Raw genomic sequence first — 22,059 nt, forward strand, 5'->3', positions numbered from 1 at the left:
GGCCCCGTCTCCGCCCTGCTCAGGCGGAATCGCCGCCGGCTCCTTGGCTCCGCCCGGTAACCCGTGGCGGGCTCTTCGGCCGCGGCACCCGCGCTATCCGATCAAGCGGTCGTACTGGTCGTGAGGGCCGATCCAGAACCAAACCAACCCTTCGGCTCGGTGGCGGGCAACAGCGCGGTGCCCCCGACCGACGCGCACCGACCAAAAGGCACCGACCTTCTTCAACCGCAGCGAAGGGTGACGCGGGTTCGCGTTGAGCAGCGCGAAGTTCTTGTCGGCCACGCTCCGCACCTCGTCGGAGAGCGCCCGGTAGGCTGACCAGAAGGACGGCGTGGCGAAATGCTTCAAAGAGCCGTCGCTCGACCGGCCTCGAAGTCTTCGTCAGCTTGGCGGCCGAGCGCTTCGAGGCGTCCCGCTGCGACATCCGCCTCGAACTGACGGTCCCACTCGTCGGCCTGGTACTCCTCGAACCATTTGGCGAAGCGCGCCAACTCCTCGGGGTCGAGTTGCGAAACGGCGGCTTCGAGTTCCTGGACGCTCATGGTGGACTCTGGAGTGGGAACCTGGAGAACCAACGTCTCACACGGTTGCCGTGTTATCAAGGCGGTAAGCCCAGAAGGTAGGCAGATGGCGGTAGAAACAGCCCGCGCCGCCCGTACCCAGAGCGCAGCGACCGCCGCCTCAGCAGGCTGCTGCCCGCCCCGCCCGCGCCTTCTCCACCCCGCCCTCGGCCCTGCGGTTCTACCGTGGGCGGGGCGGTCGGGCGGGGCGGCGGCGCCTCTCTTTTCTTCCCGTGGGCGGGGAGGAACCCGCGACGCCCGCCGGGCGGTTCGCGCCCCATGCCCGAGTTCGTCGCCCGCCTCCGCGTCCCCGCCCCCGCGTCGCTCCTGTTCGACTGGCACGAGCGGCCGGGCGCGTTCGAGCGGCTCACCCCGCCCTGGCAGCCCGTCGCGCTGGAGCACGCCGACGGCATCCGGCCGGGCGACCGGGCCGTGATCCGCCTCGGCTACGGGTCGGCGTCGATCCGGTGGACCGCCGAGCACCGGGCCTACTCCGACGCCTGCCGCCGCGGCGACGGCGCGTGCCAGTTTACCGACATCCAGACGAGCGGCCCGTTCGCCGCGTGGCGCCACACGCACTGGATGATCGAGCAGGGGCCGGACGCCTCGCTCCTCGAAGACGACGTGGCGTACACGCTCCCGCTCGCCCCGCTCTCGTCGGCCATGGCGGGGTGGGTGGCGCGCGGCCAGATCGAGCGGATGTTCGCCTACCGCCACCGCGTCACGCGTGAGGACGTGACGCGCCACGCACAGGCCGTTGAGGGCGGGGTGGAGCCGATGACAGTTGCAATAACGGGTTCATCGGGGTTGATTGGGTCCGCCCTCGCCGCCTTCCTCACCGGCGGCGGCCACACGGTCGTCCGCCTCGTGCGCGACCGGGCCGAGGCCGCGCGCGACCGGGGGCCGCAGCAGAAGGCGGTTTACTGGAACGTCGCGGACGGCGAGGTCGACCAGGCCGCGCTCGCCGAGGCGGCGCCGGACGCCTTCGTGCACTTGGCCGGCGAGCCGGTCTTCGGGCTCGCCTACACGACCGAGAAAAAGCGGGCGATCTGGGAGAGCCGAACGAAGGGCACGCAGCTCCTGAGCCGCGCGCTCGCCGCGCTCCCCACCCCGCCCCGCGTGCTCGTCTCCGCGAGCGCGAGCGGGATCTACGGCGACCGCGGCGCCGAGCCGCTCACAGAAGCCTCCGACCTGGGCAGCGGGTTTTTGGCCGACGTGTGCCGCGCGTGGGAGGCGTCGACGGCCGAGGCCGAGGCTGCCGGCATCCGCGTGACGCACGCCCGCGTCGGGCTCGTGCTGTCGCCGGCCGGCGGGCTGCTCGGCCCGCTCCTCCCCGCCACGCTCGCCGGCCTGGGCGGGTGGCCCGGCGACGGGACGGCCTACTGGCCCTGGATTGCTCTGGACGACGTGGTCTACGCCCTCGCCTGGCTCCTCCGCCCCGACGCTCCGGGAGAAACCGCCGGGGCGGTCAACCTGTCGGCGCCGGAGCCGGCGCAGGCGCGGGCGTTTATGAAGACGCTCGGGGCGACCGTCCGCCGCCCCGTCGTGCTCCGCGCGCCCAGCCGGCTCGTCCGCGCGCTGGGCGGGGAGGCCGCCGAAGAACTCGCGCTCAAGAGCGCCCGTATGCTCCCCGAGCGCCTGCTCGCGTCGGGCTTCCGGTTCGCGTACCCGGCGCTCGCCAGCGCCCTCGGCCACGAGCTCGGCCACGCGCCGCCGCCGGAGGAGCCCGCCGCCCCGCCCGAATTGGCCTAGATGCGGGTACGGAGCACGCGGTACCGGGCACGACCCGGAGCCCACGTCGCCGCCCCCGTACCTCGTACCCTGTACCGCGTACCTCGTCCCACCCCGCCATGACCCGCCTCCTCCTGCTGGCCGCCCTTTTGGCCGCCCCGCTCGCGCACGCGCAGACGTCCGACGGCGACCCCGCCCTCGCCGAGACTGCCGCGCTGCTCCGCGACGACTTCGACCACCTGACGCGGATGACGGCTACCGCCGCGCTCCTCCACGAAGCGGACGGCGTGTTTCCGGCGACCGCCTTCGACCTCTTGGGCAGCCGCTCCGCCGAGCGGACCGGGCTCCGCACGACGCCGCTCTCGGCCCTCGACCTGGAGCAGCTCGGCGAGACGCTCCGGCTCGTCTACGTCCCGCTCCCCCAGGACCCGTACGTCCCCGAAGACCACGTGATCACGCTGACCGTCGTGCCCGACGGGGCGGGGCGGTACCGCGGCGAGTACGAGGTCGTCCGCCGCGAGAACCCGGACCGGGGCGGGGCGGCAATCCCGTACGACGTCGCCGGGCAGTACCGGGTCGAGCGCGCGTTCGGGACGCTCTGCGTCGAGACGGCGCTCGTCGAGCCCATGCTGGCCGCGGGCGCGTTCGTGCCCGATCCGGCTGCGCTCAGCACGACGCCGCTCACGCTCCGCGTCCACCCGCCGGGCGAGGACGAGCCGGTGTTCTACGAGACGACGACGCGATGACCGACGTCGTGATCGTCGGGGCCGGGCTCGCCGGCCTCGCGTGCGCCCGCGAGTTGGTCCGGCAGGGCGTCGAGTGCGTGGTCCTGGACGCCGCCGACGCCGTCGGCGGGCGCGTGCGGACGGACCGCGTCGACGGGTTCCAGATCGACCGCGGGTTCCAGGTCTACCTGACGGCCTACCCTGAGGCGCAGCGCGTGCTCGACCACGACGCGCTCGACCTCCGGCCGTTCGAGCCCGGCGCGCTCGTCTGGCGGCGCGGCGCCTTCGAGCGCGTGGGCGACCCGCTGCGGCGCCCGCTCCAGGCCGTCCCCACGCTGCTGGCCGACGTCGGTTCGCCTGCCGACAAGCTCCGCGTGCTCCGCCTCCGGCAGTCCGTCACGCGGGGCGGGGTGGACGCCCTTTGGCGGCGGCCGGAGATGACGACCGAGCGCGCGCTCCGAGACCGCTACGGGTTCTCGGAGCGCATGGTCGACCGCTTTTTCCGTCCGTTCCTGGGCGGCGTCTTCCTCGACCGCTCGCTCGCCGAGTCCAGCCGGTCGTTCGAGTTCTACTTCCGCATGTTCTCGACGGGCGCTGCGGCCGTCCCGGCCGCCGGCATGCAGGCGATCCCGGAGCAGCTGGCGGCTGGGCTCCCCGCCGGCACGGTCCGCCTGGACACGCCCGTCGCCGCCGTCCGCGAGGGGGCCGTGGAGACCGAGGGCGGGGAGGCGCTCGCGTGCCGCGCCGTCGTCGTGGCGACGGACGCCTCGGCGGCGGCCGCGCTCGTGCCCGGCCTCAGCGAGCCTGGCTGGAAGGGGACGCTCCAGCTCGCGTGGGCGGCCCCCGCCCCGCCCCGCGACGAGGCCGTGCTGATGCTGGACGGCGAGGGCGCCGGGCCGGTCAACAACGTCCAGGTCATGAGCGCCGTCGCGCCGACGTACGCGCCGGGCGGGCAGGCGCTCGTCACGGCCAGCATCTTGGGCGAGGCCCCGGCGGCCCGCGCCGCCCCCGACGCGGCCGCCCGCGCCCAGCTCCGCGGCTGGTTCGGCGACGAGGTCGACGCCTGGCGGCTCCTGGCGGTCACGGCCGTGCCGCACGCGCTCCCGCGGCTGCGCTCGCTCGCCCCGCCCGAGCGCCCCGCCCGCGTCTCCGACGGCCTCTACGTGACGGGCGACTGGCGCCGGAACGGCTCGATCAATGGAGCGCTCGTCGCCGGCCGCCACGCGGCGGAGGCGGTCGCGCAGGACGTGGGGGCGGGGCGGAACGGGTAGAGCAGGTAGAGCAAGATCGACCGCCCCGCCCTCCTCGGCCGCCTGAGCGGGGTGGAACAAATCGGGCGCCACCCCGCCCCCTTCTCCCTTCTCCCTTCTCCCTTCTCCCTTCTCCCTTCTCCCTCTTCTCCTTTGAAGCTCGTTTTCCTCCTCAACGTCCTCTCGACGCTCGTGATGGTCGGCGTGATCTGGACGGTCCAAGTCGTCCACTACCCGTTGTTCGCGGGCGTGGGCGGGGCGGGGTGGGCGGCGTACGAGGCGGAGCACCAGGCGCGGATCACACGCGTCGTGGGGCCAGCTATGCTCATCGAGCTGGCGACGGCGGTCTGGCTCGTCGTCGCGCGGCCGGCGGCGCTGCCGGCGTGGGCCGTCGTCGCCGGCGCGGCGCTCGTCGGCGTGATCTGGGCGTCGACGGCGTTCGTGCAGGTGCCGCTGCACGCCGCGCTCGGCGGCGCGTTCGACCCGGCGGCTCACGCTCGACTCGTGGCCACCAACTGGGTGCGGACGCTGGCGTGGACGGCGCGGGGCGGGCTCGTGCTGTGGCTGACCGCGAGGCTCCTCCCCGACCTCTAGATCGACGGTCTGGGTGCGGCTGCGCGGACTCTGCGCGCCGAGACCCGCCGCGACGTCCGTCAGCCGACCGTGGAGCGCGAGCCCGACGGGGGCGGAAGCGCGCCGAGACCACACCATCTCACCCTGCCGTCCTGATTTTTTTGGCCCGGCCGCTTAAGCGACTGCGGGCGGCCCGATAACAAGAGCGTGGCGGCCCACCGAGAGGCCCCACCCCGCCCCTGTCCCCACCGCAGAGCCCCATGCACCCGTCCCTCCGCATGCGCCAGTACGAGCGCCAGTCCGTCGTCACGGCGACGCCCGACCAACTCGTCTCCAAGCTCTACGACCTCGGCGTCTCCGCGTGCTACCGCGACGACCGTTCGAAGGTGCGCGCCGTGCTCGTCGAGCTCGTGGGCTCGCTCGACTTCGAGGCCGGCGGCGAGGTGGCCGACCAACTCCACGCGCTCTACGAGTTCTGCCTGCGCGAGAGCATCGACGGCGACCTCGCCGCCGTCGGCGACCTGCTCGGCGGGCTCCGCGAGGCGTGGGCCGAGGGCGTGCTCGCCCCGCGCGCCGCCGCCTAGAGCGGAGGCGGGGGGCGGGACGGGCACCCCGCCCTCTCCGCTCTACCTGCTCTCTCCGCTCTACCCGCTCCACCCCGCCCCCACCGCCATGCCGATCCGCGCGTACAACAGCGGCGATCCGTACGAGACCCTCATCGCGCAGATGGTGTCCATCGAGCGGCAGCCTCAGCTCGCCCTCAAGGTCGAGCGGAGCAACCAGTCGGTGTTCAAGGGCGTCCTGAGCGACTTCGACCGCTCGCTCTCGGCCCTCGACTCGGCCCTCAAGGGGCTGACCGACACGCTCGCGAACCCCTTTGCCGCCCGATCGTCAAGCGTGCCCGACGACGCCGGGTTCGGCGTCGAGGTCTCGGACGAGGCCGCGCCGGGATCCCACACGATCGCCGTCCGCCGGCTGGCCACGGCCGACCGCCGCGTCTCGCGCCAGTTCGACGCCGGGGGCACCGTGCTCCGGGACTTTTTCGACGCTAACGGCCCGCAGACCTTCGAGCTCACGGTCGCCAGCCCGACGGCCGACGACGCCGGCCGCCGCGTGGCGCTGCCCGTGACCGTCGACCCCACGGGCGCGACGGACGCCGAGGTCTTGGCCGAGGTCCAGAAGGCGATTGCCGGCGCCACGGACGCCGCCGTCGCCGACGGCACGCTCGAGAAGCGGGGCCACGGCGCCGGCGCCTCGGTCGTGAACGAGACCTCGGAGACGGCCCGCCTCTCGCTGCGCAGCGGCGAGACCGGGTTCGCCAACCGGCTGGGCTTTGCCGACTCGGACAACGGGCTCCTCGCCCTCCTCGACGTCGGGGGCGGGGCGGTCGCGAGCGGGACCGGCGGCGGCGCCGTCACGGCCGTCGGAACGGGCGACGCGGACTCGGCGCTCAACGCGCAGTTCGACCTCGACGGCCTCACGCTCTACCGGAGCGCGAACACGGTCGACGACGCCCTCGGCGGCGTCACGCTCTCGCTCGACCGCGTGGGCGACGAGACCGCCTTCCGCGTCGGCGCCGACGGCGACGCCTCGAAGCAGGAGGTCGAGGACTTTATCGAGAAGTACAACGCGGCCCTCACCTTCATCGCTCGCAAGACGGACATCAACCCCGAGAAGGGGACGCGCGGCGACTTTGCCGGCGACTCGGCCGTCCGCGGCCTCCGCTTCGGGATGCGGAACGACCTCGCCGGCGACGTGGCCGGCCAGCCGCCCGGGCTCGGCCGGCTCTCGGACCTGGGCATCGAGGTCCAGGACGACGGGACGCTCAAGCTCGTCGACACGCAGGCGCTCCAGGCCGCCGTCGAGCGCGACCCCTCGTCCGTCCAGCGCCTGTTCGCCGCCGAAGACGGCGGGCTGGGCACGCGGCTCCGCGACCGGCTCGACGCGTTCCTCGGCACGGGCGGCATCGTCGACGCCCGCGAGCGGGTGGTCGACGCGCGGACCAAGCGCCTCGACGCCCGCATCGCGTCCTGGGACGACCGGCTGTCCCAGCGCGAGGACCAGCTCCGCCAGCAGTACGCGAAGCTCCAGGAGACGCTCTCGCTCCTCCAGGGCCAGCAGCAGTCGCTCTCCAGCTTCTTCTACGGGGGCGGCTATTAGCAGTGTTGGGTTCTCGACGGGTCCGCCCTCGCCTGCCGCGTGTCCCGTGCGGCGTGTCCGACGCCTACTACCAGATCGTTGAGTTCGCGCGCCATGCTCCACCCCGCCCGAGCGGGCTCTGCGGTGTCCCTTTCCCGCTGGGAGAAAGACACCGCGCAGCGTCAGTGCAGCCAGGGGCGGGGCGGTTCAGGTGGCGCATCCACGGTGAGACCTGATGTAAGTGCGTGATGAACGTCCCGACCGTCCTCCCCGCGGGGGCGGCGGGGATCTTGTACGCGGAGTCGGAGCCGGGCGCTCGATTCGACAACCACCCTGGCTGCGCCGACGCTGCGCAGTGTCCCCTCCTGGCCAGGAGGGGGACTCCTCCCGCCCCGCCCGGCAGAAGCCGCTCGACGGCGTGCTCAACCCACACCTCTACGACGACTCCCACAATGACGACCACCCCGCCCGCCGAGGCCGCCTTCCAAGCCGGCGCGCGGCTCCTCGCCGCCCTCGACGCCGACGACCTCGACGCCGTCCTCGTTGCCGCCCGCGAGCGGGGCGGGGCGGTCGACCGCCTCGCGCGCTCGGGCGCGGCCCCCGACGCGGCGCTCGCGGCTCGGTTCGCGGAGCAGGACCGGGCGCTCGCCGACCGGCTCGGCCGCGCCCACGACCAGATCGCCGAGGCCCTCCGCCAGTCCGGCCGCACGCAGCGCGCGGCGGGCCGGTACGCCAGCGCCGCCCCGCCCGCCGCCCGGCTCCGGGCGCGGGGCTAGTTTTTCCCGGCGCCGCCCTTAGCGCCGGCCCGCGCCCCTCGATAACGGAGGGTGCCCCCACCCCGCCCCCCCATGAACCTCCACCGCCTCTTTCCCGGCTCCCGCCCCGCCGCGGCGTCCGCCGCCGGCCCCGCGGACAAGGCCGAGCGGGTCCGCCCCGCCCCGCCCGTCGGGCCGTCGTCGGCCCAGGGCGGCTCCGCCGACCGCGTCGAGCTGTCCGACGCCGCCCGCGCCCAGCAGGCCGAGGCCTCGGCGCACCAGGCCGAGGTCGACGCCGCGCGCCGCGCGCTCCACGCCCGCCCCGGCCTGAGCGACGAGCGCCTCGCCGAGCTCCAGCAGCGCGTGGCCGACGGCCACTACGACCGGCCCGAGGTCGTCGACGCCACGGCGGCCCGCCTCGCCGGCGACCTCCGCGGCGAGCCCCTCCCGTAGGGCGGGGCGGGCACGCTCTCCACCCCGCCCACCGGCTCGTCTCTCCGGGAGGAGTCTGCCTGAGAGGTTTCTACCGCCCACGGTCCCGATCTACCCGGCCGTCGGCGGGCGGGGCGGCCCCGCCCAACCCCTCCGCCCCGCCCAGACGACCATTTCGGAGCGAGCGGGCGGGGCGGTCAGCCCAGCGAGGACTCGGGGAGCAGGCCCTCCTCGCGGTAGCGCTTGAGCTTGTTGCGGATCGTCCGGGCGCTGATCCCGAGCTGCTCGGCCGCCCGCTCCTGGTTCTGGTCGTGCTCGCCGAGCGCGCGGAGGATCATGACGCGCTCCATGTCGGCCAGCGTCTGCGGCGCGTCCTCGCCGTCGAGCCAGCCGGGCGCGGAGAGCGAGGGGCCGTCGGAAAAGAACGGGTTGAGCACGTCCTCGCGCTCGATCGTCGTCCGCTCGGCCGCGAGCACGACGCCGCGGTGGAGCATGTTGCCCAGCTCGCGGACGTTGCCGGGCCAGTGGTAGGCCTCGAACTCGCGGAGGAGCGCCGGCGCGAGCGTCTTCTCGGGGAGCCCGTACTGGGTCGCGTACTGGGTCGCAAAGTGGTCGGCCAGGAGCGGCACGTCGCTCCGGCGCTCGCGGAGCGGGGGGACGTGGAGCGGGAACACGGCGAGCCGGTGGTAGAGGTCCTCGCGGAAGAGCCCCTCGGCCACGGCCTGTCCCAGGTCCCGGTTGCTCGTCGCGACTACACGGACGTCGACGCGCGTGGTCTTTTCGGCCCCGACGCGCTGGAACTCGCCCTCCTGGAGCACGCGGAGCAGCTTGGCCTGGACCGGGAGCGCGACCTCGGTCACCTCGTCGAGCAGGAGCGTCCCGCCGTCGGCCCGCCCGAACGCGCCCGTCATGTCGTCGACGGCCCCGGTGAAGGCGCCTTTCTTGTGCCCGAACAGGTGGCTCTCGACCAGTTCCGAGGGGAGGTTCGCGCAGTTGAGCGCGACGAACGGGCCGCCCGCGCGCGGGCTCTGCTCGTGGACCAGCCGGGCGACGACCTCCTTGCCCGTCCCGCTCTCGCCGTGGACGAAGACGGGCGCCTGGCTGCCGGCGAGCCGCGGCAGGAACGCCTTGAGCTCGACGACGGTCGGGTGCTCGCCCACGAACGCCGGCGCCGACGCGGCCCCACCCCGCCCGGCCCGGCTCCGCCCCGCCCCGCCCCGCCCGCCGGCCTTGCTCGCCTTCCCGTTGGTCGCGGGCGGCGCGGGCGGAGCGGCCAGGTGGCGGCGGACGCGCTCCAGGAGCACGTCGGTCGAGAACGGCTTCGGGAGGTAGTCGACGGCCCCCGAGCTCATGGCGCGGACGGCGTGCTGGACGTTGGCGTAGCCCGTGATGATGATGACCGGGAGGGCCGGGTAGCGCTCGCGGATCTGCGCCAGCAGCTCGAGCCCGTCCATCTCCGGCATCTGGAAGTCGGAGAGCACGAGGTCGATCGGCTGCTCGGCGAGCACGTCGAGGGCCTCCGGCCCGCTCGTGCAGCTCGTGACGTCGATCCCGTGGCGGCCCAGGAACCGGGACATCACGTTGTGGAGCAGCCGCTCGTCGTCGACGACGAGGACCTGGGGGCGGTCGGACACGGAGGAGCTAGGCATGGGGCGGGGCAGGACGCGGGGGGGAGCCGGAGCCGGACCGTCACCCGGCCCCGCTCGGAGGTAGCCGTCAGGGTCCCCCGCTGGACTTCGGCGGCCCGTCGCGCAATGGCGAGCCCGAGCCCGAGGCGGTCGGTCTTGGTCGTGTGGAACGGCTCGAACATCTGATCCGGGTCGCCCACGGCGCCGTCGTTGCCGACCTCTACGGTAAGCGCCCCGCCGGGCGACGCCACCCGGAGGTCGACGGCGGTCCCGGGCGGGGCGGCCTCGGACGCGTTCTGGAGCAGGATAACCAGGACCTGGCGCAGAAGCACGGGGTCGGCGGCGTGCCGGTAGTCGGGCGGGAGGTCGAGCGCGAGGCGGACCGGCGCCGGCAGCCCGAGCGCCTCGGGCAGCCCGGCGACCATCGCGGCCACGGGCACGGGGAACGGCGTGGACACGGGCCGGTGCCCGTAGCACACGAGGTCGGCGAGGACGCGCTCGACGGCGGCGGTCCCCTCCAGGATGTGGAGGGCGAGATCGCGGTCCTCGCCGTCGACAGCGTCGGCCAGCAACTCGGCGTTCCCCTGAATGGCCGCGACCACGCTCCGCAGCCGGTGCGCGAGGACGGTCGCGAGCGGGGCGAGGGCGCCCTCGGGCGGTCCCAGGTGGGCGAGCGTCGGGGGCGGGGTGGGCACGGGGCGGGGCGGGTTTTTCCGAGCCGGCGGCGGCACGTTTTTCCGGGCGGTCCGGGACGAGCGGCGGCAGGCGGGGCGGACAGGCTCACATCGAGGGGCGCGGGCGCCGTTAGGCATCGGCGGGGCGGGCGGCGGCCTAAAACGGAGCGGCGGCAGGCGCCCGGTGTAGCCTGATTTCGCTCCCGGACCACCCCGCCCGGGGCGGGGCGGGCGGGCGGCACGGGCGGGGTGGCGCGAGGCTGGCACGGCCCTTGTCCCCCCGAGCCGTCCCCCCCACCGCTGCTCCTGTGGACACGCCCAAGTTTCAGATCCTCCGCCAGGCCATGAACGCCTACGCGCTCCGCACCCGGGCGCTGGCGACGAACGTGTCGAACCTGGACACGCCGGGCTTCCAGCGCGTCTCGGTCTCGTTCGAGGACGCCCTCCAGCGCGCCCGCCGCGGGCCGGGCGGCGTCCAGGACGCCTCCGCACTCCGCGTCCGCGCCCAGACCGAGGACCGCCCGCCGCTCCTGGAGGACGAAATGATGGAGCTGGCCGACACCCAGATGCGGACGCAGCTGGCCACGCGCGCACTCAGCGAGCACTTCTCGCTCATGCGCACGTCGGTCACCGGACGCCCCGAGTAACCCATGCCCATCGGCCCCCGCTTTTTCTCCGTCTTCCGCGCGAGTGCCCGCGGCCTCGAAGCCCAGCGCGTCGCGATGGGCGTGGCGACCGAGAACATCGCCAACGCGACCACGAGCCGCACAGCCGACGGCACGCCGTACCGCGTGCGCCGGGCCGTCCACCGGGCGCGGGGCGGGCCGGCCGGTCTCCCGTTCCGGGCGCTCCTCCAGAGCGACCAGCCGCTCACGCGCTCCGACGCCCGCCACCTGTCCGGGCTCACGGCCCGCCGGTTCTCGGGCTCGCTCGACGCCGGCCCCCAGACTGAGGTCGAGGAGCAGGACTGGGAGCGGCTCGAGTACGACCCTTCCCACCCCGACGCCGACGCCGACGGCTACGTCCACTACCCCGACGTCAACGTCGTGACCGAGATGGCTGGCATGATTTCGGCAAACCGCGTCTACGAAGCCAACCTCTCCACGCTGACCGCGGCCAAGGAGATGCTCAAGCGGACCCTCGAACTCTAGCCCCCACCACCCCATGACGATCCGCCCCCTCGCCACCCCGCCCGCGCGCCCCGGCGCCGTCCGTCCCGAGGCCGCCGCCGTGGCGCCCCGCCCCGCCCTGGCGACCAGCGCTCGCCCGGCGGCCGCCCCGCCCTCGGACGCCGCCCCGCTCTCGGACGCCGAGCGCGAGGCCCTCGGCCAGCAGTTTCCCGCCGCCCCCGACCTCGCGCTCCGGCTCTACGGCCCGCGCGCCTCGTCCCAGCCGGCGCAGGCTCTGGGCGGCCACATCGACCTCCGCGGCTAAGCCATGACCGTCTCCCCCATCCAACTCCAGCGGCTCCAAGGGCTCACCCCCGGCGACGGCCCGCGCCCGTCGTGGACGGCGCCCGGCGCCGGCGGCGGCTTTGCCGACACGCTCCGCGACGCCATCGGCCAGGTCGACGCCTCGCAGAAGACGGCCGACGGCCAGATCGAGGCGTTCGTCGCCGGCGAGCAGGAAAACCTCCACGAGGTCACGATCGCCATGAACGAGGCCCGGCTCCACTTCCAGCTCATGACCGAGGTCCGCAACAAGTCGCTCGAGACCTACCAGGAGCTCATGCGGATGCAGGTGTAAGGACTTGGTCATTGGTTCTTGGTCACTTGTCACTCGCCCTCCGGTTTCACCGAGCGTGGTGCTACTCGAGACCAAGGAGGACGAGTGACAAATGACGAGTGACGAACGACGAGTACTCCCCACCCCATGAGCCCCTACCTCGCCCAGCTCCGCGACTTTTTCGGCCGCCTGGCCCCGCGCCAGCGGGCGACGCTCGCCGCCGTGGTCGCGGGCGGGGTGGCCCTCCTGATGGCCGTGGGCTACTGGGCCAGCCGGCCCGACTACGCCCTCCTCTTCGGCGGCCTCGACGCCCAGAACGCCGCCGCCATCGTCGAGCGGCTCCAGGGCGACGGCGTCACCTACGACCTCCGCGACGGGGGGACGGCCGTGTTCGTCCCGCGCGACGAGGTCTACGAGCTCCGGCTCCAGTTTGCCGCCGAGGGCCTGGTCTCCGACGGGATCGCCGGCTACGAGCTGTTCGACGAAGGCACGCTCGGGATGACGGACTTTATGCAGAAGGTGTCCTACAAGCGGGCGCTCGAAGGCGAGCTCGCGCGGACCGTCATGAACGTCCAGGGCATCACCGGCGCCCGCGTCCACCTCGTGCTCCCCGAGCGCAACCCGTTCCGCGACCGCCAGGTGAGCGCGTCGGCGTCGGTCGTGCTCCACCTAGGGACCGGGGCGCCCGGGCGAGACCAGGTCGACGCAATCGCGGCGCTCGTCGGCGGCGCCGTCGAGGGGCTCAGCCCGTCGAACGTGACGGTCGTGGACGACCAGGGCACGCTGCTCTCGAACCCCTCGGATTCGGCCGACGGGTCGCTCTCGTCGAGCCAGCTCCAGCACCAGCAGGCCGTCGAGGAGCACCTCGCCGAGCAGGGCCAGTCCATGCTCGACCGCGTGCTCGGGCCGGGCCGTGCGATCGTCCGTGTGGCGGCCAACCTGGACTTTAGCACGACCGTCACCGACGTCCAGCGGATCGACCCCGAGAGCTCGACGATCCTTTCGGAGGAGCGGATGGACGAGGAGGGGCCGGGGGGCGGGGCGGCCTCGACCGTCCGCAACTACGAGATGACGCGTGAGCGCGAGCAGCGCGAGCAGGGGGCGGGGCAGATCCAGTTCCTCACGGTCTCGGTCATCCTCGACCACCGCCCGCTCCCGCCCCCGACCGGCGCCGCCGGCGCCGACGTCGAGGACGCGCCCGTCTCGGAGCCCGTCCCCTACACGCCGGCCCAGCTGGCCGAGGTCGACGACCTCGTCCGCAACGCGGTCGGGTTCAGCGAGGAGCGGGGCGACCGCATCACGGTCCACCAGACCCGGTTCGACACCTCGGGCGACGACGCGTTCGCGGCCGAGTGGGCGGCCCAGCGCAAGGACGAGCGGCTCCGGCTCTACCTCCGCTACGGGCTCATGGCGCTGGCGCTCGGCGTCGGCGCGTGGCTCCTCCGCGCGGCGACGGCCCGGGTCGGCGCGCTCGCCGACGAGCCCGACCCCGACGAGCCGGCGGCGCTGCCCCCGGTCGAGACGCCCCAGCTCGCGGCCGGCGACGGCGCCGCCGGCGAGCCGGCCCTCGCGCTCGCCGAGGCCAGCGGCGGCGAGGCCGTCCTCTCCGACATGTACACGAGCCGGCTCTCCGACGAGGCCCGCGCCCAGCTCAACGCCCGCCGACAGTTCTACGAGAAGATCCAGAAGCGCGTCACCGACAACCCCGACGAGGCCGCCGCCCTGATCGGAACGTGGCTCGTCGAGGACCGCTCCGGCTAGCGCCAGCTGGTCAGTGGGCGGGGCGGGGCGGATCCACCGGGAGGGCCTCGCCCGCCGACGCACGGGCCGCGGAGTCACCACCCCGCCCCCACCGATCGACCGACTCACTGATTTACTGACCCACCGACTCACCGCCCATGCCCACCGCCCCGCCCCCTCCGGCCCCCGACGCGGCCTGGGTCGCCCACGGGGCGCCCGCCGACGCCGACGACTCCGCCGCCTTCGTCTCGTCGGCGCTCGCCACCACGCCGGAGTCCGCCGACACGGCCGCCGTGCTCGAGGCCATGAGCGGGGCGCAGCGGGCGGCCGTGCTCCTCGTCGCGCTCGGGGTCGAGGCCGCCTCGCCCATCCTCTCGCGGCTGAGCGACGAGGACGTCGAGGCCGTGTCGGTCGAGATCGCCCGGCTCCAGAACGTGTCGGGCGACCAGGTCGAGGCCGTGCTCGGCGAGTACCACGACGTCGCGCTCGCCCAGAGCTACGTGAGCCAGGGCGGGGCGGCGTTCGCGCGCCAGATGCTCGAGGCCGCGCTGGGCGGCGAGCGGGCCGAGGACGTCATGATGAAGGTGGAGGCGGCCATGGAGGTCTCGGCCTTCCACATGCTCCAGACCGTCGACCTGGTGCCGCTCCTCGACTTCCTCGAGAACGAGCACCCCCAGACCGTCGCCCTCATCCTGACGCAGCTCAACACGCGCAAGGCGTCGGACCTCATCAACCACCTCGACGCCGAGGTCCAGCGCGAGGTGGTCGTGCGCATCGCGAACATGGCCGCCCCGCTCCCCAACGTGCTCCGCGAGGTCGAGGACGTGATCCGCCAGTACATCGGGGCCGGCCTGGGCGCCGACACCGGCTCGCGCGGCGGCGCCGAGCGCGTGGCCGACATCCTCAGCGCGAGCAGCCGGACGACCGAGCAGTCGATCATGGAGGGGCTCCGCGAGCGGGACCCCGAGCTGGCGGCGACCATCAAGGGCCTGATGTTCGTGTTCGACGACCTCGTCCACCTCGACGGCCGGGCGCTCCAGAAGGTGCTCATGGAGGTCGAGCAGCAGGACCTCGCGCTCGCGCTCAAGGCGGCGCCCGACGTCCTCCAGCGGAAGGTGTTCGAGAACGTGTCCGAGCGCGTGGCGCAGACGGTCCGCGAGGAGATCGAGCTGCTCGGCCCCGTCGCCGTCTCCCAGGTCGACGACGCGCAGGCCCGCGTCCTCCAGGCGGCCACCGAACTCGAAGCGCGCGGCGAGGTGACGCTGACGCGGAACCCCGTCGAGACGATCTAGCCGCCATGCTCCCCCGCGTCCTCAAACGGTCCGCCGCCCCGCCCCCGGAGGCTCCCGCCGCCACCTCCGACGACGCCGCGGGCGGGGTGGTCGCCCCGCCGCCCCGCGTCGTCCGCGGCGCCCCGCGGCCGGACGGCCCCGCCGCCCCGCCCGAGCGCCCGCGCGTGCTCGGGCGCGAGGCGGTCGTCCCGGGCGGGGCGGCCGTCTCGGTCCGCGCCGCGCGGCTCGCGCCGCCCCCGGCGCCGGCGCCCGAAGTCCCGCCCGCCCTGCCCGAGCCGTCGGCCGACGAGGTGCGGGCGGCGGCCGAGGCCGAAACCCAGATCCGCCACGCGGCCGCCGTCGAGGCCGCCCGCGCCGAGGGCCGCGAGGCCGGGCTCGCCGCCGGCCGCGCCGCGGCCGAGGCCGAGCTCGGCGGCGCCCTCGACGCGCTCCGCGCGGCGGCCGCGGCCGACCTCGACCGGCTCGCCGCCGTCTGGCGCGGCCACCACGAGCGCGTCGAGCGCCAGCTGGTGGCGCTCGCCGTCGAGGCCGCCGACCTCCTCGCCGCCGCCCCGCTCTCGGCCGCCGCCCGCGAGGCGACCGACCGGGCCGTCGTGCAGGCGCTCGAAGGGCTCGCCGACGGCGACGGCCTGACGGTACGGCTCCACCCCGTCGACTTTCTGCGCCTCCAGGAGGGCGGCGTCGTCGAGGGCGCCTCGGCGGCCTACCCCGCCCTCCGCTGGGCGCCCGACGACGCCTATGCCGAGGGCGACTGGGCCGCCGCGTCGAGCACGGCCGTCGTCCGCCGCGTGCGGACCGAGTTGCTCGACGGGCTCCGCGCCCGGCTCGACCTGCTCCAGGCGGCCCACGACGTGCCGCCCGCCCCGCCCACGCTGGCCCACCCCGCCCCGACCGACCTCGACGCGCCCGCCCTCGACGCGCAGGCCGCGAGCGGGGCGGAGACCGACGCCGCCGCGGGCGGGGTGGTCGAGGACGCGGGCGGGGCGGTCGCCGCCCACTCCGAGACCGCATGACCGCCCCTCCCGCCCTCGAACACGCGCTGGCCCAGCTGCGAACGGCGCCGGCCGGCCCCGCCGCCTACGGCCGCATCCGCTCGGTCGTCGGGCTGCTCGTCGAGGCGACCGGCCTCCAGGCCGCGCTCGGCGAGCTGTGCTACCTCCACGAGGGCGAGCGGCCGGGCGGCCGGCGCGTCAAGGCCGAGGTGGTCGGCATCCGCGAGGCGACGTCCGTGCTCATCCCGCTCGAACCGACGGCCGGGCTCCGGGCCGGCGGGCTCGTCGAGCCGGCCCGGCTCCCGCTGACGGTGCCCGTCGGGCTGGCGCTCCTGGGCCGCGTGGTCGACGGGGCGGGGCGGCCCATCGACGGGCGCGGGCCGCTCCGCGTCGAGGGCCAGCAGCCGGTCCACGCCGAGCCGCCGTCGCCGCTCACGCGCCGCCTCATCGCCGAGCCGCTCGCGACCGGCGTCCGCTCGCTCGACGCGCTCCTCACGCTGGGGAAGGGCCAGCGCATCGGGATCTTCGCCGGCTCGGGCGTGGGCAAGAGCACGCTCCTGGGCATGATCGCCCGGCGCGCCCAGGCCGACGTCAACGTGATCGCGATGATCGGGGAGCGGGGCCGGGAGGTCCGCGAGTTCGTCGAGGACACGCTCGGCCCGGAGGGGCTCGCACGGTCCGTCGTCGTGGCCGTCACGGGCGACCAGGCGGCCATGAGCCGCGTCAAGGGCGCCTCGGTCTCGATGGCGATCGCGGAGCACTTCCGCGACCAGGGCCAGGACGTCCTCCTCATGATGGACTCGGTCACGCGCGTGGCCCAGGCCCAGCGCGAGGTGGGCCTCGCCGTCGGCGAGCCGCCGACGACGCGGGGCTACACGCCCAGCGTGTTCGCCCTCCTTCCCCGCCTCCTGGAGCGCGCCGGGCCGGGCGAGCGCGGGACGATCACGGGCATCTTCACCGTCCTCGTCGACGGCGGCGACATGGACGAGCCGGTCGCCGACGCCGCGCGCGGCATCCTCGACGGCCACGTCGTCCTCTCGCGGACGCTCGCGCAGGCCGGCCACTTCCCGGCCATCGACGTGCTCCAGAGCGTGAGCCGCGTCATGCCGCGCGTGACGACGCCCGAGCACGGCCGCGCGGCCGACGAGGCCCGCCGCCTGCTCGCGGACTACGCCAAGGTCGAGGACCTTATCCGGGTCGGCGCCTACGAGCGCGGCCAGGACCCCGCGACCGACCGGGCCGTCGACGCCCACCCCGCCCTCGCGGCCTTCCTCCAGCAGACGGTCGGCGAGCCGCCCCCGCCCGACGCCGCCGCCGACCTCGCCGCCGTGCTCGCCGGGCTGTAGCGGGCGGGGTGGCGCGGTCAGTGGGTCAGGAGATCGGTGGGTCGGTGAGTTCGTGGCTCGTGCTCATTCCTGAGGCTCGGAGACGGGTGAGGAGGGGGACGGACGTCGGCCGGGGGCGGGGCGGCGGGAGGTGTTGACGATGGACCAGACGCGTGGTGAGGGCGGGGTGGTGACCGCCTCGGCGGCCCGCGAGCGCGGCGGTCTGGGGCGGGCGGGGCGGGTTGGTCCGGCCTTTGCCACTCCCCCCCGTGGCGCCCCCGCGGCCCGCCTCGCCCCCACCCCGCCCCCGTTTCCGGTACGACCTGCCCATGCCTGGAAAAGAGTTCCAGTTCTCGCTCGACCACGTCCTCGCCGTCCGCGGCCACGCGGCGCGGCAGGCCGAGCAGACGCTGGCGGCCGCGCTCCACGCTCGGCGCGGCCACGAGGCCCGGCTCGCCCACGTCGAGGCGGCCCTCCCCGCCCTCGCCGAGCGGGCGCCGAGCGCTGGCGCCGCCGCGCCCGGCGACTTCCGCCGGTTCGCAGCGACCCAGCAGGCCGCGCTCCGAGACCGCGCCTCTGCCCGCCGCGCGCTCGAATCCGCGCACCACCACGAAGACGCCGCCCGCGCCGCGCTCGTCGAGGCGCGCCGGCCCGAGGAGGCGCTCCACACGCTCCGCGACCGCGAGGCGCTCGCCCACCGCCGCGCCGCCGAGCAGGCCGAGCTCGCGTTCCTCGACGACCAGGCCACGGCGGCGTACTGCCGCCGCCTCCGCACGAACGGATGAAAATCGCCGTCATCCTCGCCATCACCCTGGCCGCCTTTGGGGCCGGCCTCTACGGGGTCAAGATGGTCCTGCCCGACGTCGCCGAGGGCGGGGCGGAACTCGCCGCCGGCGACTCGGCCGCGGTCGCCGCCACGCCCGAGGCGCGCGCGCGCCTCGCCGCCGACAGCGCCGCCACCGCCTCCCAGGTGACGCTCGACGAGCTCGGAGAGCTCCGCCAGCAGCTCGCCAGCACGCAGGAGCGCATCCCCACGCTCCTCCAGCGGATCGACCAGCTCGAGCAGGAGCTGACGGTCCGCCAGGACCGCCAGGAGCGGGCAAAGGAGCTCGCGAGCTCGGTCAGCCGGCTCGAAGACGACGAGCTCCGCGACGTCCTCGTCCAGCTCGACGGCCGCGTCCTGGTCGACCTCTACACGCAGGCCTCGTCGCGCAACCGGACGAAGATGCTCGCGGCGCTTCCGGCCGGGGCCAGCGCCGCGCTCGTCGAGCTGGTCGCCTACGGCTCCAGCCGCCCCCGGTCGGCGGCGCCGGCGCGCTCCGCCTCGTCGCGGTCGACCTCGCCGCGGCCCGCGCCGGCGCCCCGCCCGACCACCCCGCCCGCGGACTCCAGCCGCGCTTCTGCATGACGGTGTTTCCCCTGCCCGCGCCTTCGGCGGACGCCCCGGCTCCCCGCCCCGCCTCGTCGGCCGACGGCGACACGTTTGCGCGCCTGCTCCTCGGCGCCGTCGAGGGCTCCGCCGAGAGTCCGTCCGCGCCGGACAACGCGGCGGCCGCGCCCGAGGAGGAGAACGACGCGGCGGCGGGTGCCGTCTGGCCGCTCCCCGCCCTCCTCCTCCCCGCCCCGCCCTCGGCGCCGACGGGCAGCAGCGCCGCCCCGCCCGAAGCCGAGGCCGAGGCCGTCGACGGCGCCGCTACGCGCCCGGCGGGCGGGGCGGCGGAGACAGCCGAGCGGCCTGCAGAGGGCGACGACTCGCCTGCGGCCGAAACGGCTCCTCCCTCGGCACGCCCCGCCACGGCGCCGGCCGACGAGGGCGAGGCCCGACCGACCGCCCCGCCCGCCGCCGATCCGACCCCGCCCGCGGGAGACGCGGCGCGGGCACAGACCCCGACCCGTCCCAGCGACGCCGACGCGGCCTCTGCCCCAGCCACCCCGCCCGCCCGTGTGGCCGAGTCACCTCCTCACGATCCGACCGACCCGCTGGCGACGGGCGGGGCGGTCCCGAGCGGAACGGCCGAGGGCGGGGCGGCCGCGGGCCAAACGGGCGAGGGCGGGGCGGCAGACCCTCCCGCCCCGGGCGCCTCGCCACCCGGTAGGGACATCGTGCGCGGTGCCCCAAGGCTGGACGCCGACGCCGCGCCGGCGAGCCCGCGCGCCGAGAACCACCCCGCCACAACGACGGAGGCACCGTCCGCGCCCACCGTCCCCGCCGTCGCGGAGGAGCAGACAGCCGCCGCCCCGCCCCCCGATCGTGCGGCCGCCACATCCGACCGACCCGAGGCGACCACCCCGCTCCCTGCGGAGGCCACGGTCCGCGTGGCGTCGGGACGACTCGAACCCGCCCGCCCCGCCCAAACGCCGGCGACGCCGGTGGAGGCCGAGGCTCGTGTCTCCACAACGGCCAGCGAGCAGGGCGCCGACTGGCCGACCGCCCCGCCCACGTCTCCGGCGGCACCAGAATCGTCCCCGGCTCCCGCCGCGACGCGCCGCCACACCGCCGCTCCGCCCGCTCCTTCTGACGGCACTGATCCAGCGCTCCCGCCGCCCGCCTCCCCGCCCGACAACGTCCCCGACGCTCCGCTGAGGGCGGGGCGGCCGGTCGCCTCCGACGCCCGTGGGCTCCGCCCCGCCCCCGAGGCCGCACAGGCGCCGGGCGGGGCGGCGCGCGAGACGACGGGCGGAGCCGCGCAGAACGCGCCGGGCGGGGCGGTCCAGGCCGCCGACGCGTCTGCCGACGCCTTCGAGTCTGGGCAGGACGGTGAGCGGGGCGATGCCCCGCCCGACGCGCCCGCCGACGCCGAGGCCGCCGAGGCTCTGCCCGAGGCCGACGTTGCCGCCGCGCCCCGCGCGCCCGACGCGCCGGCCGGCCCCGGCCTCCGCGCAGCGGCCCGACCGGCCGGCACGTGGTCGTCCCTGCTCGCCCAACAGATCGACCCCGCGCTGGAGGCGCCGGCCGAGTGGGCGACGCTCGCCGTCGACCTGGGCGACGGCGACGGCAGCCTGACCGTCCGCGCGCGCCGCGACGACGGCCGCCTCGTCGTCGCCGTCCACCTCAGCGACGCCGCCGTCCGCGCGGCGGCCCAGGGCCAGGCCGACGAGATCCGCGTCCGGCTCGAACAACACTACGGGACCTCCGTCGACCTCTCCTTCGAGCAGGGCGGCAGCGACCGCCCCTCCGACGACGCCCCGCAACCGTCGACCACCCCGCCCCGCCCCGAATCCCCCCACCCCGCTCCCTCGGGCACGCCCGCGCCGTCCCGGCCGGCCGCGTCCCGCCACGAGTGGGTCGGCTGACCCTCCCCTGCCATGACCACGTCCCCCATTCCCTCGGCTCCCCCGGACACCGGCGCCGTCTTCTCCAGCGCCGAAAAGTCGCTCGACCGCGACGCGTTCCTCCAGCTGCTCGTCACCCAGCTCTCGAACCAGGACCCGCTGAACCCCCAGGAGGGCCACGAGTTCGCCGCGCAGCTGGCCCAGTTCACGTCGGTCGAGCAGCTGACGTCGATCGGCCAGACGCTGGGCGCACAGAGCGAGACGCTGGCCGAGCTCGCCGCCGGGCTCGACGACGCCGCCCTGCGCCAGGGCGAGCTGGCCGACTCGCTCACGAAGCGGGGCGACCTCACGTCGGCGGCCAGCCTCATCGGGAAGACGGTCGAGGCCCAGGGCAACCGAGCCGTGTGGGACGGCCAAGCACCGGCCACGGTCGGCGTGACGCTGGAGCGCCCGGCGGCCTACGTCCGCGTCGTCGTCCGCGACGCGGCCGGCCAGCCCGTCCGCGCGCTCCAGCTCGGGCACCTGGGGGCGGGGCGGAACACGGCGGCCTGGGACGGCCTGGACGACGCAGGTCGGCCCGCGGCGCCGGGCGCCTACTCGTTCACGGTCGAGGCCACAGACCCCGCCGGCGACCCCGTCGAGGCGACGCCCTTTACCCAGGGCCGCGTCGACCGCGTGACGATCGAGGCCGACGGCGTCCGCTTCTGGATCGGCTCCCACGGCGTCCCGATGAACGACCTCCTCAGCCTGGTCGGGTAGCGGACCGTCCCGCCTCGCCACCCCGCCCCAACGCCTTCTAACCCTTCACTCATCACCCGTCACTCGTCACCCGCCCGCCGCCCATGAACGTCCGCCACCTCGCCACGCGCACGGCCGGCCCGTCCCGCCCGGGACCGCCTTCGCCGCCGCCGCGCGCCCCCGCCCCGCCCGGCTCGTCGTTTGCCGACGCGCTGCGTCGAGCCCAGGAGGGCGCGCCCCGCCCGCTCACGCTCTCGGCCCACGCCGAGCAGCGGATCGAGCAGCGCGCCATCTCCCTCACCCCGCCCCAGCAGGAGGCGATGAGCGAGGCCGTGGCGACGCTCGACGCCAAGGGCGCCCGCGACGCCCTCCTGCTCCGATCCGACGCCGCCTTCGTCGTCAACGTCCCCAACCGGACGGTCGTGACGGCCCTCGCTGCGGACGACCTCACCGCCCGCGTCTTTACCGGGATCGACAGCGCCCTCGTGCTCTAGCTCCCCCCTTTTT

25 protein-coding genes are annotated in these 22,059 nt (G+C 75.4%); 21 read left to right on the forward strand and 4 right to left on the reverse strand.

Annotated elements, in window-relative coordinates:
• Window positions 1-93: 93 nt before the first annotated feature.
• The gene (locus RM540_RS11350; protein ID WP_311664147.1) at window positions 94-348 is read right to left on the reverse strand and encodes a type II toxin-antitoxin system RelE family toxin; all 255 of its coding nucleotides are present in this window, start codon (window positions 346-348) and stop codon (window positions 94-96) included.
• Window positions 345-542: a hypothetical protein gene (locus RM540_RS11355; RefSeq protein ID WP_311664149.1), complete on the reverse strand. Its 198-nt coding sequence runs from the start codon at window positions 540-542 to the stop codon at window positions 345-347. The genes RM540_RS11350 and RM540_RS11355 overlap by 4 nt, the downstream gene beginning before the upstream one ends.
• Before the next feature lie 297 nt (window positions 543-839).
• Here RM540_RS11355 and RM540_RS11360 point away from each other — a divergent pair, with 297 nt between their 5' ends.
• From RM540_RS11360 to RM540_RS11395, 8 genes are all read left to right on the forward strand, one after another.
• Entirely contained in the window at window positions 840-2,312 is a 1,473-nt protein-coding gene (locus RM540_RS11360) for a TIGR01777 family oxidoreductase (RefSeq protein ID WP_311664151.1), read from the forward strand.
• 98 nt (window positions 2,313-2,410) lie between these two features.
• Entirely contained in the window at window positions 2,411-3,037 is a 627-nt protein-coding gene (locus RM540_RS11365; RefSeq protein ID WP_311664153.1) for a hypothetical protein, read from the forward strand.
• Window positions 3,034-4,287: a protoporphyrinogen/coproporphyrinogen oxidase gene (locus RM540_RS11370; protein ID WP_311664155.1), complete on the forward strand. Its 1,254-nt coding sequence runs from the start codon at window positions 3,034-3,036 to the stop codon at window positions 4,285-4,287. Before RM540_RS11365 ends, RM540_RS11370 begins: the two co-directional genes overlap by 4 nt.
• Before the next feature lie 132 nt (window positions 4,288-4,419).
• Window positions 4,420-4,860, forward strand: a complete 441-nt coding sequence (locus RM540_RS11375; RefSeq protein WP_311664158.1) for a hypothetical protein — start codon at window positions 4,420-4,422, stop codon at window positions 4,858-4,860.
• 239 nt (window positions 4,861-5,099) lie between these two features.
• The gene (locus RM540_RS11380) at window positions 5,100-5,423 is read left to right on the forward strand and encodes a flagellar export chaperone FliS (RefSeq protein ID WP_311664159.1); all 324 of its coding nucleotides are present in this window, start codon (window positions 5,100-5,102) and stop codon (window positions 5,421-5,423) included.
• 88 nt (window positions 5,424-5,511) lie between these two features.
• Window positions 5,512-6,999, forward strand: a complete 1,488-nt coding sequence (gene fliD, locus RM540_RS11385; RefSeq protein ID WP_311664161.1) for a flagellar filament capping protein FliD — start codon at window positions 5,512-5,514, stop codon at window positions 6,997-6,999.
• A 431-nt stretch (window positions 7,000-7,430) separates the two neighbouring features.
• Window positions 7,431-7,754, forward strand: a complete 324-nt coding sequence (locus RM540_RS11390; RefSeq protein WP_311664163.1) for a hypothetical protein — start codon at window positions 7,431-7,433, stop codon at window positions 7,752-7,754.
• Window positions 7,755-7,826: 72 nt separating this feature from the next.
• Entirely contained in the window at window positions 7,827-8,186 is a 360-nt protein-coding gene (locus tag RM540_RS11395) for a hypothetical protein (RefSeq protein WP_311664165.1), read from the forward strand.
• Between the two features lie 176 nt (window positions 8,187-8,362).
• On the opposite strand, the gene RM540_RS11400 is transcribed toward RM540_RS11395, so the two are convergent.
• A complete protein-coding gene (locus tag RM540_RS11400) occupies window positions 8,363-9,814 on the reverse strand; it encodes a sigma-54-dependent transcriptional regulator (RefSeq protein ID WP_311664167.1) in 1,452 nt (483 codons plus the stop codon).
• Window positions 9,742-10,488, reverse strand: a complete 747-nt coding sequence (locus tag RM540_RS11405; RefSeq protein WP_311664169.1) for a sensor histidine kinase — start codon at window positions 10,486-10,488, stop codon at window positions 9,742-9,744. Before RM540_RS11405 ends, RM540_RS11400 begins: the two co-directional genes overlap by 73 nt.
• Before the next feature lie 287 nt (window positions 10,489-10,775).
• Between RM540_RS11405 and RM540_RS11410 the strand changes: the two genes are divergently transcribed.
• The 13 genes from RM540_RS11410 to RM540_RS11470 all read left to right on the forward strand — a co-directional run bounded on the left by RM540_RS11410 (window position 10,776) and on the right by RM540_RS11470 (window position 22,046).
• Window positions 10,776-11,114 carry a flagellar basal body rod protein FlgB gene (locus tag RM540_RS11410; protein ID WP_311664171.1) on the forward strand — a complete coding sequence of 113 codons (339 nt, stop codon included), beginning with the start codon at window positions 10,776-10,778 and terminating at the stop codon, window positions 11,112-11,114.
• A gap of 3 nt (window positions 11,115-11,117) precedes the next feature.
• The gene (gene flgC, locus RM540_RS11415) at window positions 11,118-11,618 is read left to right on the forward strand and encodes a flagellar basal body rod protein FlgC (protein ID WP_311664173.1); all 501 of its coding nucleotides are present in this window, start codon (window positions 11,118-11,120) and stop codon (window positions 11,616-11,618) included.
• Window positions 11,619-11,631: 13 nt separating this feature from the next.
• Complete coding sequence (locus tag RM540_RS11420; RefSeq protein WP_311664175.1) at window positions 11,632-11,901, forward strand: hypothetical protein; 270 nt, start codon at window positions 11,632-11,634, stop codon at window positions 11,899-11,901.
• A gap of 3 nt (window positions 11,902-11,904) precedes the next feature.
• On the forward strand, window positions 11,905-12,213 hold the full coding sequence (gene fliE / locus RM540_RS11425; RefSeq protein ID WP_311664177.1) for a flagellar hook-basal body complex protein FliE: 309 nt from the start codon (window positions 11,905-11,907) through the stop codon (window positions 12,211-12,213).
• A 126-nt stretch (window positions 12,214-12,339) separates the two neighbouring features.
• Window positions 12,340-13,953, forward strand: a complete 1,614-nt coding sequence (gene fliF / locus RM540_RS11430) for a flagellar basal-body MS-ring/collar protein FliF (protein WP_311664179.1) — start codon at window positions 12,340-12,342, stop codon at window positions 13,951-13,953.
• A gap of 137 nt (window positions 13,954-14,090) precedes the next feature.
• Window positions 14,091-15,224, forward strand: coding sequence for a flagellar motor switch protein FliG (gene fliG / locus RM540_RS11435; RefSeq protein WP_311664181.1), 1,134 nt, complete (start codon window positions 14,091-14,093; stop codon window positions 15,222-15,224).
• Between the two features lie 5 nt (window positions 15,225-15,229).
• The gene (locus RM540_RS11440; protein WP_311664183.1) at window positions 15,230-16,237 is read left to right on the forward strand and encodes a hypothetical protein; all 1,008 of its coding nucleotides are present in this window, start codon (window positions 15,230-15,232) and stop codon (window positions 16,235-16,237) included.
• Window positions 16,234-17,562 carry a FliI/YscN family ATPase gene (locus RM540_RS11445; protein ID WP_311664185.1) on the forward strand — a complete coding sequence of 443 codons (1,329 nt, stop codon included), beginning with the start codon at window positions 16,234-16,236 and terminating at the stop codon, window positions 17,560-17,562. The genes RM540_RS11440 and RM540_RS11445 overlap by 4 nt, the downstream gene beginning before the upstream one ends.
• Window positions 17,563-17,870: 308 nt before the next feature.
• Window positions 17,871-18,326 (forward strand): flagellar export protein FliJ, encoded by a 456-nt coding sequence (gene fliJ, locus RM540_RS11450; protein ID WP_311664187.1) that lies wholly within the window; start codon window positions 17,871-17,873, stop codon window positions 18,324-18,326.
• Window positions 18,323-18,949, forward strand: coding sequence for a hypothetical protein (locus RM540_RS11455; RefSeq protein WP_311664189.1), 627 nt, complete (start codon window positions 18,323-18,325; stop codon window positions 18,947-18,949). Before fliJ ends, RM540_RS11455 begins: the two co-directional genes overlap by 4 nt.
• A complete protein-coding gene (locus RM540_RS11460; RefSeq protein ID WP_311664191.1) occupies window positions 18,946-20,835 on the forward strand; it encodes a hypothetical protein in 1,890 nt (629 codons plus the stop codon). The genes RM540_RS11455 and RM540_RS11460 overlap by 4 nt, the downstream gene beginning before the upstream one ends.
• Window positions 20,836-20,847: 12 nt before the next feature.
• Window positions 20,848-21,573, forward strand: a complete 726-nt coding sequence (locus tag RM540_RS11465; RefSeq protein WP_311664193.1) for a flagellar hook assembly protein FlgD — start codon at window positions 20,848-20,850, stop codon at window positions 21,571-21,573.
• 83 nt (window positions 21,574-21,656) lie between these two features.
• Entirely contained in the window at window positions 21,657-22,046 is a 390-nt protein-coding gene (locus tag RM540_RS11470) for a TIGR02530 family flagellar biosynthesis protein (RefSeq protein WP_311664195.1), read from the forward strand.
• The last annotated feature ends 13 nt before the right edge of the window (window positions 22,047-22,059 follow it).

Origin of the sequence: Rubrivirga litoralis (assembly GCF_031846415.1) — a bacterium.
GTDB lineage: Bacteria > Bacteroidota > Rhodothermia > Rhodothermales > Rubricoccaceae > Rubrivirga > Rubrivirga litoralis.

What these genes read in the sequence shown, in the direction of transcription:
- RM540_RS11355 (WP_311664149.1), bottom strand. Translation starts at nt 542, where the DNA reads ATGAGCGTCCAGGAACTCGAAGCCGCCGTTTCGCAACTCGACCCCGAG.
- RM540_RS11360 (WP_311664151.1), top strand. Translation starts at nt 840, where the DNA reads ATGCCCGAGTTCGTCGCCCGCCTCCGCGTCCCCGCCCCCGCGTCGCTC.
- RM540_RS11365 (WP_311664153.1), top strand. Translation starts at nt 2,411, where the DNA reads ATGACCCGCCTCCTCCTGCTGGCCGCCCTTTTGGCCGCCCCGCTCGCG.
- RM540_RS11370 (WP_311664155.1), top strand. Translation starts at nt 3,034, where the DNA reads ATGACCGACGTCGTGATCGTCGGGGCCGGGCTCGCCGGCCTCGCGTGC.
- RM540_RS11380 (WP_311664159.1), top strand. Translation starts at nt 5,100, where the DNA reads ATGCACCCGTCCCTCCGCATGCGCCAGTACGAGCGCCAGTCCGTCGTC.
- fliD (WP_311664161.1), top strand. Translation starts at nt 5,512, where the DNA reads ATGCCGATCCGCGCGTACAACAGCGGCGATCCGTACGAGACCCTCATC.
- RM540_RS11390 (WP_311664163.1), top strand. Translation starts at nt 7,431, where the DNA reads ATGACGACCACCCCGCCCGCCGAGGCCGCCTTCCAAGCCGGCGCGCGG.
- RM540_RS11395 (WP_311664165.1), top strand. Translation starts at nt 7,827, where the DNA reads ATGAACCTCCACCGCCTCTTTCCCGGCTCCCGCCCCGCCGCGGCGTCC.
- RM540_RS11400 (WP_311664167.1), bottom strand. Translation starts at nt 9,814, where the DNA reads ATGCCTAGCTCCTCCGTGTCCGACCGCCCCCAGGTCCTCGTCGTCGAC.
- flgC (WP_311664173.1), top strand. Translation starts at nt 11,118, where the DNA reads ATGCCCATCGGCCCCCGCTTTTTCTCCGTCTTCCGCGCGAGTGCCCGC.
- RM540_RS11420 (WP_311664175.1), top strand. Translation starts at nt 11,632, where the DNA reads ATGACGATCCGCCCCCTCGCCACCCCGCCCGCGCGCCCCGGCGCCGTC.
- fliE (WP_311664177.1), top strand. Translation starts at nt 11,905, where the DNA reads ATGACCGTCTCCCCCATCCAACTCCAGCGGCTCCAAGGGCTCACCCCC.
- fliF (WP_311664179.1), top strand. Translation starts at nt 12,340, where the DNA reads ATGAGCCCCTACCTCGCCCAGCTCCGCGACTTTTTCGGCCGCCTGGCC.
- fliG (WP_311664181.1), top strand. Translation starts at nt 14,091, where the DNA reads ATGCCCACCGCCCCGCCCCCTCCGGCCCCCGACGCGGCCTGGGTCGCC.
- RM540_RS11440 (WP_311664183.1), top strand. Translation starts at nt 15,230, where the DNA reads ATGCTCCCCCGCGTCCTCAAACGGTCCGCCGCCCCGCCCCCGGAGGCT.
- RM540_RS11445 (WP_311664185.1), top strand. Translation starts at nt 16,234, where the DNA reads ATGACCGCCCCTCCCGCCCTCGAACACGCGCTGGCCCAGCTGCGAACG.
- fliJ (WP_311664187.1), top strand. Translation starts at nt 17,871, where the DNA reads ATGCCTGGAAAAGAGTTCCAGTTCTCGCTCGACCACGTCCTCGCCGTC.
- RM540_RS11455 (WP_311664189.1), top strand. Translation starts at nt 18,323, where the DNA reads ATGAAAATCGCCGTCATCCTCGCCATCACCCTGGCCGCCTTTGGGGCC.
- RM540_RS11460 (WP_311664191.1), top strand. Translation starts at nt 18,946, where the DNA reads ATGACGGTGTTTCCCCTGCCCGCGCCTTCGGCGGACGCCCCGGCTCCC.
- RM540_RS11465 (WP_311664193.1), top strand. Translation starts at nt 20,848, where the DNA reads ATGACCACGTCCCCCATTCCCTCGGCTCCCCCGGACACCGGCGCCGTC.
- RM540_RS11470 (WP_311664195.1), top strand. Translation starts at nt 21,657, where the DNA reads ATGAACGTCCGCCACCTCGCCACGCGCACGGCCGGCCCGTCCCGCCCG.